This window comes from Serratia proteamaculans, assembly GCF_008830365.1.
In the GTDB taxonomy this organism is placed as follows: domain Bacteria; phylum Pseudomonadota; class Gammaproteobacteria; order Enterobacterales; family Enterobacteriaceae; genus Serratia; species Serratia proteamaculans.
Window position 1 is genome coordinate 122866 of the sequence record NZ_WBKI01000006.1, and the last position, 13105, is coordinate 135970.

Annotated in this window: 9 protein-coding genes; 1 reads left to right on the forward strand and 8 read right to left on the reverse strand. The window is 57.6% G+C overall.

The features are described from left to right. Nucleotides 1-55: 55 nt before the first annotated feature. From glgA to asd, 5 genes are all read right to left on the reverse strand, one after another. Nucleotides 56-1489 carry a glycogen synthase GlgA gene (gene glgA, locus F8R23_RS19550; RefSeq protein WP_112349141.1) on the reverse strand — a complete coding sequence of 478 codons (1434 nt, stop codon included), beginning with the start codon at nucleotides 1487-1489 and terminating at the stop codon, nucleotides 56-58. Between the two features lie 131 nt (nucleotides 1490-1620). After that, nucleotides 1621-2898, reverse strand: coding sequence for a glucose-1-phosphate adenylyltransferase (gene glgC / locus F8R23_RS19555; protein WP_129936973.1), 1278 nt, complete (start codon nucleotides 2896-2898; stop codon nucleotides 1621-1623). A 12-nt stretch (nucleotides 2899-2910) separates the two neighbouring features. Further along, nucleotides 2911-4896 carry a glycogen debranching protein GlgX gene (glgX, locus tag F8R23_RS19560; RefSeq protein ID WP_151415912.1) on the reverse strand — a complete coding sequence of 662 codons (1986 nt, stop codon included), beginning with the start codon at nucleotides 4894-4896 and terminating at the stop codon, nucleotides 2911-2913. After that, nucleotides 4893-7079, reverse strand: a complete 2187-nt coding sequence (gene glgB, locus F8R23_RS19565) for a 1,4-alpha-glucan branching protein GlgB (protein ID WP_129936975.1) — start codon at nucleotides 7077-7079, stop codon at nucleotides 4893-4895. Before glgB ends, glgX begins: the two co-directional genes overlap by 4 nt. Nucleotides 7080-7595: 516 nt before the next feature. Then, nucleotides 7596-8699 carry an aspartate-semialdehyde dehydrogenase gene (gene asd / locus F8R23_RS19570; protein WP_151415913.1) on the reverse strand — a complete coding sequence of 368 codons (1104 nt, stop codon included), beginning with the start codon at nucleotides 8697-8699 and terminating at the stop codon, nucleotides 7596-7598. Nucleotides 8700-8938: 239 nt separating this feature from the next. On the opposite strand from asd, the gene F8R23_RS19575 reads away from it, so the two are divergent. After that, nucleotides 8939-9532 (forward strand): YhgN family NAAT transporter, encoded by a 594-nt coding sequence (locus F8R23_RS19575; RefSeq protein ID WP_165366405.1) that lies wholly within the window; start codon nucleotides 8939-8941, stop codon nucleotides 9530-9532. Between the two features lie 48 nt (nucleotides 9533-9580). Here F8R23_RS19575 and gntK read toward each other — a convergent pair whose 3' ends face one another. The 3 genes from gntK to gntR form a co-directional block, all read right to left on the reverse strand. After that, nucleotides 9581-10108, reverse strand: coding sequence for a gluconokinase (gene gntK, locus F8R23_RS19580; protein ID WP_085119867.1), 528 nt, complete (start codon nucleotides 10106-10108; stop codon nucleotides 9581-9583). A 295-nt stretch (nucleotides 10109-10403) separates the two neighbouring features. Next, entirely contained in the window at nucleotides 10404-11720 is a 1317-nt protein-coding gene (gntT, locus tag F8R23_RS19585) for a gluconate transporter (RefSeq protein WP_085119868.1), read from the reverse strand. 341 nt (nucleotides 11721-12061) lie between these two features. Continuing rightward, a complete protein-coding gene (gene gntR / locus F8R23_RS19590) occupies nucleotides 12062-13057 on the reverse strand; it encodes a gluconate operon transcriptional repressor GntR (protein WP_099063478.1) in 996 nt (331 codons plus the stop codon). Nucleotides 13058-13105 lie beyond the last annotated feature (48 nt).

The following is a 13105-nucleotide window of genomic DNA, read 5'->3' on the forward strand; positions in this document are numbered from 1 at the left end:
TCATAGCCGCAGCCTTGTTACCTGCAGCTATGAAATTCATAGGGCATAACAATAGTTACGATAAGCGTTGATAAAGCGACAGATATTCCTGTGCCGCGACTTGCCAGCCAAAATCCACGCTCATGGCGTGGCGCTGGACGTGACGCCAATGCTTAGGTCTGCTCCACAGCACCATGGCACGCCGGATGGCGTTACCCAGTGCGGCAGCGTCACAATCATCAAAGACAAATCCGCTGGCGCTGCCGTCGGCCAGATTCTCCAGCGCGCAGTCCACCACCGTGTCCGCCAACCCACCGGTGCGGCGCACCAGCGGCAGCGTGCCATATTTTAGGCCATAAAGTTGGGTCAGCCCGCAGGGTTCAAAGCGGCTCGGCACCATAATCACATCCGCCCCGCCGATAATGCGGTGGGAGAAGGCCTCGTGGTAACCAATCTGCACGCCAACCTGTTCCGGATAGTCGGCAGCCGCGGCCAGAAACGCCTGCTGCAGCACCGCATCGCCGGCCCCTAACAGCGCCAGTTGGCCGCCCTGCTCCAGCAGCGCCGGCAACGCTTCCAGCACCAAGTCCAGACCTTTCTGGTGGGTCAGACGGCTGACTACCGCAAACACCGGCAGCGACTCATCGACCTTCAGCCCCATGGCTTTTTGCAGGTGCAGCTTGTTCTTGGCCTTGCTCTTCAGATCGTCCGCGTCATAACGGGCGGTCAGGCGCGGATCGTGGGACGGATCCCAAATTTTGTCATCCACACCGTTAAGAATGCCGCTCAACCGCCCCTGCCGCTGGCGTTCCTGCAACAACCCTTCCATGCCGTAACCAAACTCCGGCCGGGTGATCTCACGCGCATAGGTCGGGCTGACGGCGGTGATATGGTCGGCGTAGAACAAACCGGCTTTCAGGAATGACATCTGGCCGTGAAACTCCAGGCCATAGATGTTGTAGAACGACGACGGCAACCAGAGTTCCGGCACGTGATGAGGGGAAAACAACCCCTGATAGGCCAGGTTATGCACGGTAAAAATGGAGCGCGCCGGATGGCCATTGGCCGCCAGATAGGCGCAGGCCAGCCCGGCGTGCCAGTCATGGGCGTGTACCACCTGCGGTCGCCAGTAGCGATCCAGCCCCTTGGCCAGCTCACAGGCCATCCAGCCCAATAGGGCAAAGCGTCGGTGGTTATCGGAATAGGCATTCATCGACTGGTCGTGGTACGGGCTACCCGGTCGATCGTACAACCAGGGGGCATCGATCAGGTAGATGCCCACGCCATGATAGGTACCGTAGCGCAGACCAACCCGGCCGGCGAACGAATCGATTTCCGCCACCAGCACAGAGTCCGGTATGCCGTTGCGCACGTCAGGAAAAGCGGGCAATAGCACCCGAACATCGCCGCCTTCGGCGATCTGAGCTGCCGGTAATGCGCCAACCACGTCTGCGAGCCCCCCGGTTTTCAGCAGGGGGAACATTTCAGAACATACGTGTAAAACCTGCATTATCACTCCTGAGAATCGGCAAATTAACTCTGGAAAAGCAGGCTTGCCGCTGTTGTTAATCCCGCGTTGTGCAAGCCATCAGTCAGTCCGTTTATATGGCGGCAGGCTATCTTTCTGCCGGATACCTTAACTCACAACTTTGACAACATTTCGCGCGTGACCAACACAATGCCGCCTTCCGAACGATAAAAGCGTTTGCTGTCCTCATCGGCGTTTTCGCCAATCACCATGCCCTCGGGGATATGGCAGGCGCGGTCGATGATGCAGCGTCGCAGGCGGCAGGAGCGGCCGACGTTAACGTCCGGCAGCAATACAGTAGAGTCGATGGTACAGAACGAGTTCACCCGTACCCTTGGGAACAGCACCGAATGCACCACAACCGAACCGGAGACAATACAGCCGCCGGACACCAGCGAGTTCATGGTCATGCCGTGGCTGCCGGAGCGGTCCTGTACGAACTTGGCCGGAGGCAGCGGCTCCATATGGGTACGGATCGGCCAGGCGCGGTCATACATATCCAGCTCCGGCGTCACCGAAGCCAGATCGAGGTTGGCACGCCAGTAAGCTTCCAGCGTCCCCACGTCGCGCCAATACGGTGGCAGCTCGGGGTTGGATGTCACGCAGGACAGCGTGAACGGATGTGCCCAGGCCGCTTTCTGCGCGGTGATTTTCGGGATCAGATCCTTGCCGAAGTCATGAGTTGAACCCGGCGTCGACATGTCCTCTTCCAATAGTTTGAACAGGTAGTCGGCGTTAAAGATGTAGATCCCCATGCTGGCCAGCGACATCTCCGGGTTGCCCGGCATCGGCGGTGGATTGCTGGGTTTTTCCAGGAACTCTAGGATCAGATCGTTCTCGTCCACTTCCATCACGCCAAACTCGCTGGCCTCATCGCGCGGCACCGGCAAGCAGGCAACGGTACACTGCGCCCCCTTTTCCACGTGGTCGATCAGCATGCGCGAGTAATCCATCTTGTAGATGTGATCGCCCGCCAGGATCACCACATATTCGGCGTCGTAACGGCGAATGATGTCCAGGTTCTGGTACACCGCATCCGCCGTGCCCTTGTACCAGTGCTCGGTACTGAGGCGTTGCTGGGCCGGCAGCAAATCGACAAACTCGTTCATCTCTTCGTTGAGGAACGACCAACCGCGCTGGATATGCTGCACCAGGGTATGGGACTGGTATTGGGTGATCACACCGATACGGCGGATCCCCGAGTTCAGGCAATTCGACAGGGCAAAATCAATGATGCGGAATTTACCGCCAAAGTGGACGGCCGGCTTGGCACGGGTTGAGGTTAAATCTTTCAAACGCGAACCGCGGCCACCGGCCAAAATCAGGGCGACGGACTTAATCGGCAGTTGGCGTGCCAACATCAGGGGGTCTTTATTTTCAAACCTAACCATAGCTGACTCCTTTTATTTTTTCTTTACCAGCACGCAAATCGAGTGCGCAGCCTGGTTCCAGGCGGGTAAAACCGCCCGCGAATCTTCCTGAGTAAAGGGAGCGACAAGCTGCCAATCGCCTGTGGGCAACGTCATCTCCACCGCCTGCTGCGTGGCGTTCACCACCACCAGCCAGCGTTGCGACAGGAGGATCTGCAATTGCAATGCACCCTGCTCCCACTGTTGCGCACTGGGGGGTTGCCCCTGCGCGTTCAGCCACTGCACGTTACCGTCGCCCTCCTGCCACCAGCGGTCATGCTGCAGGGCGGGAATTTGTTGGCGCAGGTGGATCAGTGCGGCGGTGTAAGCGGTGAGTGAGTCATCCGCCGTGGCCCAATCGAGCCAGGTGATAGCGTTGTCCTGACAATAGGCATTGTTGTTGCCCTGCTGACTGTGTCCATGCTCATCGCCGGCCAGCAGCATCGGCGTACCCTGGGACAGCAACAGCGTGGCAAGCAGCACCTGCCGGCTGGCCCTACGGCGTTGCACAATGGCGTCGTCGGCAATCGGGCCTTCAACACCGTGGTTATTGCTAAAGTTACGGTCGCTGCCGTCACGGTTACCTTCACCGTTCAGTTGGTTGTGCTTGCGGTTAAAACTGACCAGATCCTGCAGGGTAAAGCCGTCATGAGCAGTCAGCATATTGATGCTGGTGTACGGCGCACGCCCGCGTTGGTTGAACAGGTCGCTGGAAGCGGCAAAACGTTGGGCGAACTGGCCCAGCGAGATATCGCCCTGCAGCCAGAAGCGGCGCATATCGTCCCGGTAATGATCGTTCCACTCGGCAAAGCGGCCGGGAAACTCCCCCACCTGATAGCCACCGGGGCCAATATCCCAGGGTTCGGCGATCAGCTTGCAGCGTGACAGCAGGTCGTCCGCCAGCATCGCCTGGAACAGCGGCGCGTCACGATCGAACGCCGGTGTGCGACCTAGCACGCTGCCCAGATCAAAGCGGAAGCCGTCTACATGACATTCCCCCACCCAGAAACGCAGGCAATCCATCACCCAGGCCACGCCCGGTGGCTGATCCAACCGCAACGTGTTGCCGCAGCCGGTATCGTTCACGTAGCCCCCCTCGGGCGTAAGCCAGTAATAACCCGGGTTATCGATCCCTCGCAGCGACAACGTCGGCCCGTCCATGTCCAGTTCGGCGCTGTGGTTGAACACTACGTCGAGGATCACTTCAATCCCGGCCTTATGCAGTGCCTTCACCGCATCGCGGAATTCACGCAACGGCGTCATGTCAGTGCGCAGGCTGGAGTAGCGGTTATCCGGCGCATAATGCGCCAGCACGTTATAGCCCCAGTAGTTAATCAACCCCAGGCGCTGCAAGCGCGGCTCGGAGCTGTGTTGCTGCACCGGCAGCAGTTCCAGCGCGGTAATGCCAAGACGTTTGAAGTAGGCGATCATCACCGGATGACCCAGCGCGGCGAAACTGCCACGCAACACCTGCGGGATATCCGGGTGTTGCAGGGTCAGGCCGCGTACATGCGCTTCGTAGATCACCGTTTTGCCCCACGGCGTCGCCGGTGGGCAATCATCCTGCCAGTCATAGGCTTCGTCGATCACCACGCACTTGGGCATCAGCTCGGCGCTGTCATGCCGATCCGGCCGGTCATAGCCACCATGCAGGTAGGGGTCATCGGCCACCGGCCCCTCAACCGCACGGGCAGCGGGATCCAGCAGCAGCTTATTGGGGTTAAAACGCAGCCCCTGCGCAGGATCAAACGGGCCATGCACCCGGAAACCATAACGCTGGCCCGGTTTACCGCCCGGCAGATAACCGTGCCAAACATCACCGCTGCGCGCCGCCAGCGGTAGACGCTCTTCGCGCTGTTGTTCGTCAAACAGGCACAGCTCCACCCCGGTAGCATGGGCGGAATACAGGCTAAAGTTGATGCCGTTACCGTCATAATGCGCCCCGAGAGGCGCGGCGATGCCGGACGTCAGCTCAGTCATTGCACCTCCCGCAGCAGATAGATGGTCGCCAGCGGCGGTACGGTGACGCTAATCGAATGCTCGCGGCCGTGGTTACCTATCTGCTCAGACACCACACGGCCCTGGTTACCGGTATTGCTGCCGTGATAGTGGTGTGAGTCGGTATTGAGAATTTCCCGGTACTCGCCGGGGCGGGAAATACCGATGCGATAGTGGTGGCGCGGCACCGGGGTAAAGTTGCTGACGGCGATCAGCTCATTGCCGTGCGCGTCATAGCGGGCAAAGGCAAACACCGAGTTGTCGTGATCGTCCACCACCAGCCACTCAAAACCGTCCGGACGGTAGTCGCGCTCATACAACGGCGCCTGCTGCTGATAGCAATGGTTAAGATCGCGCACCAGCCGCTGCACGCCGTGGTGCCAGTTATCCAGCCCTTCCAGCAGATGCCAGTCGAGGCTGCTGTCGAAGTTCCATTCGCGCCCCTGGGCGAACTCGCAACCCATAAACAGCAGCTTCTTGCCTGGGTGCGCCCACATAAAACCATAGTAGGCACGCAGGTTGGCGAACTTCTGCCAGGCGTCGCCAGGCATGCGGTCGAGAATCGATTTCTTGCCGTGCACCACTTCGTCATGGGAAATCGGCAGCACGAAGTTCTCGGTGTAGGCGTACAGCATGCCGAAGGTCATCTGATTGTGATGATACTTGCGGTGCACCGGGTCGCATTGCATGTAGTTGAGCGTGTCGTGCATCCAGCCCAGATTCCATTTGTAGTGGAACCCCAGGCCATTAGACTCCGGTGGCAGCGTCACCCCCGGGTAATCCGTGGATTCTTCCGCCAGGGTCACCGCACCGGGCCGCTCTTTGCCGACGCTGTGGTTGGTGTAACGCAGGAAGGCAATGGCCTCCAGATTCTCGTTGCCGCCGTAGTAATTCGGCACCCATTCACCGTCGGCACGGCTGTAGTCGCGGTAAATCATCGAGGCCACCGCATCGACACGCAGCGCGTCAATGCCATAGCGCTCCAGCCAGTAAAGGGCGTTCCCCGCCAGATAGTTACGCACCTCATGGCGGCCATAGTTGTAGATCAGGGTATTCCAGTCCTGATGGAAACCTTCTCGCGGGTCGGCGTATTCATACAACGCAGTGCCGTCGAAATTCGCCAGGCCATAGGCATCGCTGGGAAAATGCCCAGGCACCCAGTCCAGGATCACGTTGATGCCCGCCCGGTGCGCCGCCGCGACAAAATCTTTGAAGTCGGCCGGGGTGCCGAAGCGCCGGGTCGGGGCGTACAGCCCTAACGGCTGATAACCCCAGCTTCCGTCAAACGGATGCTCGTTAATCGGCAGCAGCTCGATATGGGTGAAGCCCATGTCTTTCACGTAGCCAATTAACTGTTCCGCCAGTTCGCCATAGCTGAGCCAGAAATTATCGTCGGTGTGACGTCGCCACGAACCAAGGTGCACCTCGTAAATCGACATCGGTCGGTCAAAGTCATTGGCACGCTGACGTTCCGGGGTGTTTGCTACCACCTCCGGCAGCGGCGTTACCAGCGACGCGGTATCCGGCCGCATTTGCGCCTCGAAGGCGTAAGGATCGGCCTTCAACTGGGTATTGCCGTAGCAGTCGATAATTTCGTATTTGTACAATTGCCCGGCTTTCACCCCCGGCAGGAACAGCTCCCAAATCCCGTTTTCACGCCGCAGGCGCATCGGGTGGCGGCGGCCGTCCCAGAAGTTGAACTCGCCCACCACCGAAACGCGTTGGGCATTCGGCGCCCAAACGACAAAGCTGACACCTTCGACTTCATCCAGCGTGGTGAGGTGGGCGCCCAACCGCTCATACGGACGCAAATGGGTGCCTTCGGCCAACAGCCAACTGTCGATATCCTGCAGCAGGGTACCGAAACGGTAGGGATCTTCGACGGTCTGCTGACTATCTTGCCAGCGAACCTCGAATTGATAGCGGAACGGGGTTTTGCGGCGGGGCACCGTCGCGCTGAAAAAGCCGCGCGGATCATCGCAGTTAAGCTGCACCAGGCGGCGGCCGCTTTGCTGCTCCAGCAGCCAGACTTCGCTGGCGTCAGGCAACAGCGCACGCACCTGCAGGCCGTTATCGGCCACATGCATACCCAGCAGGGAAAAGGGGTCGGCAGAGTTGCCGGAGAAAAGCTGATCAATCACGTCACGATCGGGAAGTACAGGCATAGTCTTCTTCCTAAGATTAAGAGCATGATTTATAAGAGGCCGCGTAGCCCATCGCCTTTCAGGTTGCAGCTGAGTTGGCTGCACCTTGAGATCCACAGGACGTAACGCTTAATCCATAGCCGTTTTGGTTATCATGCAATTCATTCGGTATCTAAAGCGTGATTGCGGTCGGTTATTGATCAATTCTCACCTTCCCGGCCCGAATTCCGCTCTTTATGCTTATTTTTAGCGCTGGTGAAAATTTATCCGCCGGCCCTTTAAGCATAGCTAATGTCGGTTAAAAACATTGCCGCATTGCCAAGGAAAATTCTTCATTAAGAAAACTGCCAGCCTGACAGCGTCTTTGCGCTGCTGCCCGCATGGAGGAGGGCTGATGACCTGTGTGCTTTCTCTGGTTGGCAGCCAGTTAGTCCATAACGCGCCGAAACGGAGAAAACGGAGAAAACGGAGAAAACGGAAGAAAATAAGGCTTTTGGGGGCTGAAAGAGCTCAGCCCCCGGGAAGTACGGTTCAGGTTTACAGCAGGATGCGCAGCATGCGGCGCAGCGGCTCGGCAGCACCCCACAGCAACTGGTCACCTACGGTGAACGCAGACAGATATTCCGGCCCCATATTCAGCTTGCGCAGGCGACCGACCGGCGTATTCAGCGTCCCGGTAACCGCTGCCGGCGTCAGTTCACGCATGGTCAGCTCACGGTCGTTCGGGATCACCCGCACCCAGTCATTGTGGGTCGCCAGCATCTGTTCGATTTCCGGCAGTGGGACGTCTTTTTTCAACTTCAGGGTAAACGCCTGACTATGGCAGCGCAGCGCGCCGACGCGCACGCACAAGCCGTCGACCGGGATCACCAGGCCGCTGTTGAGGATTTTGTTGGTTTCCGCCTGGCCTTTCCACTCTTCACGGCTCTGGCCGTTATCGAGCTGCTTGTCGATCCACGGGATCAGGCTGCCGGCCAACGGCACACCAAAGTTATCGGTCGGCAGTTTGCCGCTGCGGGTGGCCGCAGTGACTTTACGTTCGATATCCAGAATTGCCGAAGCCGGATCCTGCAGCTCTTTCGCCACGTCGGCGTGCAGCATGCCCATTTGGGTCAGCAGTTCACGCATGTGACGTGCGCCACCGCCGGAAGCCGCCTGATAGGTCGCCACAGACGCCCACTCCACCAGATCATTGGCGAACAGACCGCCCAACGACATCAGCATCAGGCTGACGGTGCAGTTGCCGCCGACAAAGGTCTTGACGCCTTTATCCAGGCCCTGCTGGATCAGCGCACGGTTGACCGGATCCAGGATGATAATCGCGTCATCCTGCATACGCAGAGAAGAAGCGGCGTCGATCCAGTACCCCTGCCAGCCGCTTTCACGCAGCTTCGGGTAAATTTCGTTGGTATAATCGCCGCCCTGGCAGGTAATAATAATGTCGAGTGCGCTCAATGCATCAACATCGTAGGCATCCTGCAGCGTGCCCTGCTGGCCGCCGAAGGTTGGCGCCGCCAAACCGTGTTGCGAGGTGGAGAAAAAGACCGGGCGGATGGCGTCAAAATCGCGCTCTTCCGTCATGCGTTGCATGAGTACGGAGCCGACCATTCCGCGCCAACCGATGAAACCAACGTTTTTCATAATGACTGTCCTGCCTTGGAGGATGACTGCTATAAGTTGTGTGCAATATCTCCCCACCTTACAAAATGTCGGCGCAGGCGCAAAGTGAATTTATTCGATGGGTGAGCGATTCTCAGCAATCCTTCTTATATACCTGAGAGATGAGCCAACGGGTCGCTTGGCTGTAACTTGAAAGCCATAGGGTATAGGTTATTAAGCGGTCGGGATGGCCGACGCGTTTTTCAGATTCAGAGGTAATGATGATAGAGATGGTTTCGGTCACGGTATTGCTGTTTTTAATCATGGATCCACTGGGCAATTTGCCGATTTTTATGTCGGTACTCAAGCACCTGGAGCCGCGCCGCCGCCGGGTGGTGCTGATCCGCGAACTGCTGATCGCCCTGCTGCTGATGCTGATTTTCTTGTTTGCCGGTGAGAAAATTCTGGCGTTCCTTAACCTGCGCACCGAGACCGTGTCGATTTCCGGTGGGATCATTCTGTTCCTGATCGCCATCAAGATGATTTTCCCTTCGCAGGAAGGTGACAGTAGCGGGCTTTCCGCCGGTGAAGAACCCTTCCTGGTCCCACTGGCCATCCCGTTGGTCGCCGGCCCTTCGATTCTGGCCTCGCTGATGCTGCTTTCACACCAGTATCCAAACCAGATTTCATATCTGGTGGTGGCACTGCTGATTGCCTGGGGGATTTCCGCCGCCATTCTACTGATGTCGAACCTGTTCCTGCGCCTGCTGGGTAGCAAAGGTGTGAGCGCGCTGGAGAGGCTAATGGGACTGATTCTGGTGATGCTGTCTACCCAGATGTTCCTGGATGGTGTGCGCGCTTACATGAAGTTGTAGTGAATATCCGGGCGCCTGTTCGGCGCCAAGAGGTCGCGGCAGCCCGGATTACTGGGCTGCAACGCGCCGAATATAAGCCAGGGTATCGGCCACCACGCCGTCCAGCGGCTGGTCAATCTCGATCGCCTGCACGTCCGTCTCCTGCGCACCCGGCTCTTCCAGGGTGGCGAATTGAGAAACCAGCATCTGTGGCTTGAAGAAATGGCCCTTGCGCTGCTTCAAACGCTCTTCAATCACCGCCTTGTCACCTTTCAAATAGATGAAATGCAGATTGCGATTGCCTTCACGCAGACGGTCGCGATAGCTTTTTTTAAGCGCCGAACACACCAGCAAAGAAACGTCGTTGGTGCGTTCCATGGCAAAGATGGCGTCATTCAACGCCGCCAACCACGGAGCACGATCGTTATCGTCCAACGCATGCCCGGCGGCCATTTTATTAATATTGGCACGCGGATGCAGGTAGTCACCGTCCAGCATCGCAGCACTGGCTTCATGGGCAACGGCGCTGGCCACCGCGGATTTACCGCTGCCTGAAACGCCCATCAAAATAAATACGTGGTGCTGTGGATTACTCATATTTCATGCCCTTATGGGATCAGATGACGCTGACGGCGTCATCAAAAGCGCCCCAAACTCAAAATGGTTTCCGATACCGCCCTGGGCACCGGAAACCTCACTATACCCAACAAATTTATACCCTATGAATTTCAAGTTGGCCGCTCTAGCGCGTCCATGCGCTCGCGGCATTTGTACATCCCTGTACAGCACAGCTAGGCGGCCAGCTCGCTCATCCCCAGGCGCTTACTTGAGTAAGTAACTGGGGTGAGCGAGTGCAGGTAACAACGCTGCGGCTTGAAAGGCGACGGGTATTTTATACGACCGTCGCCAGCAGCAGACAGCCCACCAAACCACAGACTGAAATGATGGTTTCCAGCACCGACCAGGACTTGATGGTTTCCATGATGCTCAGGTTGAAGTACTCCTTGAACAACCAGAAACCCGGGTCGTTGACGTGAGAGAAAATCACGCTGCCGGAACCGACCGCAATGACCATCAGTTCCGGGCTGACGCCGGTAGTGGCGATCAGCGGAGCTACGATGCCCCCCGCGGTGATTGCCGCCACGGTAGCCGAGCCCAACGCCAGACGCAGCGCGGCAGCAATCGACCATGCCATCAGAATTGGCGAGACGTTACTGCCTTCCATCAGCGCGGCAATGTATTTCTCTACGCCACTGTCGACCAGCACCTGCTTAAACGCACCGCCACCGCCGATGATCAACAGCATCATGGCGATAATTTTGATCGAGTCGGTGATGGTCCCCATCACTTCATCCATGGTACGGCCACGGTTCAGACCAAAGGTAAAGATGGCGATCAGCACCGCAATCAGCGTTGCCATCACCGGATCACCGAAGAACTCGGCAAAGCGCAGTACGCTGTGGCCCTTCGGCAGCACCATTTCGGCTACCGCACGCAGCGCCATCAGGATCACCGGCACCAGAGAAGTCGCAACGCTGATACCAAAGCTTGGCATTTCCGCTTCGGTGAAGATTTTTGGGTTATACAGGCCTTCCGGTACCGGCTTGTCGATGCCTTTCAGGAAGCGAGCGTAAACCGGGCCGGCCAGGATCACCGTTGGAATAGCCAACAGCGTGCCGTACAGCAGGGTTTTGCCCATATCGGCATGGAAAATGGTGGCAATCGCCGTTGGGCCAGGGTGCGGCGGCAGGAAACCGTGGGTGACCGACAGCGCAGCCGCCATAGGCACACCGACATACAGCAATGGCACGCGGGCAGAAGCGGCGATACTGAATACCAGCGGCAACAGCAGTACAAAGCCGACTTCATAGAACAGGGCAAAGCCGACGGTAAAACCGGTCAGCACCACTGCCCACTGAATGTGTTTTTTACCGAACTTGTCGATAAGCGTAGTGGCGATGCGCTGAGCACCACCGCAGTCCGCCAGCAGCTTGCCGAGCATGGCACCGAAGCCCATGATCAGCGCCAGGCTGCCCAGCGTGCCGCCAACGCCGGCCTTGATGGAGCCGATCACTTTATCGACTGGCATACCCTGGGTGATACCGACCGCCAGAGCAACCAGAATCAGAGAGATAAAGCCGTTCAGCTTAAAGCGAATCATCAGCAGCAGCAGCAGCGCTACGCCGCCTGCAACAATCACTAATGGCATAATTTTTCTCCAACCTTTTTATCGCAGACCTCTTTACGATAGGCCGTAAAGCACGCGTTTGTTTTATTTTTAGGCTCTTCCCGGTGTTAGAAGACGAGCTGTAGGTGGTGCTGAGGCAAAGGTTCTATCTGGATCAATATCACCGCTCGCTCATTGTTACCGGTATCATGATACCGGTAACAACCCGATCGCCGGAACCGGGTAACGGGCTAAAATTCGCGTTCTGGGATAGAGATCAAACTTATGGGGGTAACAGGCGACAAGCTTACAGAGAGGAATGAAAACGCGCCGGACGGCGCGGTTGCAGAATTAAAATTGCTCAAACAAAGGCTTAAAACCGATCAGATGCTGCCACCGGGGATCACGGTGAAACCGACGTCAACCATACGTGGGCTGACCGTTTCACCCCGCAGTCGGGCCAGCAGACGTTCGGCGCCGATTTGCCCCATGCGTTCACGCGGCGTCAACACGCTCGCCAGCTTCGGCACCATCACCTGGCCGATATCGTGGCCGTGGAAGCCAGCAATTGCCATATCTTTAGGGATCGACAACCCCTGCCGCTGACACTCGAAGGTTGCCCCGATTGCCAGGTCATCGTTGGTGCAGAAAATACTGTCAATTTGCGGGTAGTCGCGCTGCGCCTGACGCAGTAACTCCCCCCCGGCGGAATAGGACGACGAACGCGCAGTCATCACGCTGTACGGCTGCAGGCCAGATTCACGCATCGCCTGCTCGTAGCCCTGCTGTTTGATAATGGTACGCTCATCCTGACGCGCGCCAAAATACACCACGTGGCGATGGCCATGCGCAATGATTTGCTGGGTCATCTGGCGCGCCGCTTCAAAGTTATTGAAGCCGACCGCCAGATCGATGCACGGCGAAACGCAGTCCATCAGCTCCACTACCGGGATACCCGCCACCTCGATCATCTTCATGGTGCGCGCCGTATGGTGGCGTTCAGACAGGATCAATCCATCAATATTGTAAGACAGCAGCGAGGTCAGCCGCTGTTCTTCACGCTCCGGCAAATAACCGTAGTGCGCCAGCATGGTCTGGTAATTGTGCGCATCCGTGACACTCTCAATGCCGCGCAACACTTCGGCAAACACCTGGTTGGTCAACGACGGCAGCAAGACGCCAATGGCGCGACTGGTGGAGTTGGAAAGGATATCCGGCGCACGGTTGGGAATGTAGCCCAGCTCATCAAGCGCGACGGCAATTTTTTGCTGCAAGACGGCAGAAACCTGATCGGGATTACGCAGATAACGGCTCACCGTCATCTTGGTCACGCCAACCTTGTCTGCAACATCTTGGAGTACCGGCCGTTTTTTCTTCATTATCAATGAACTGGCTAACCGTGAATGGGCGCTCATTTTAGCAAAAAA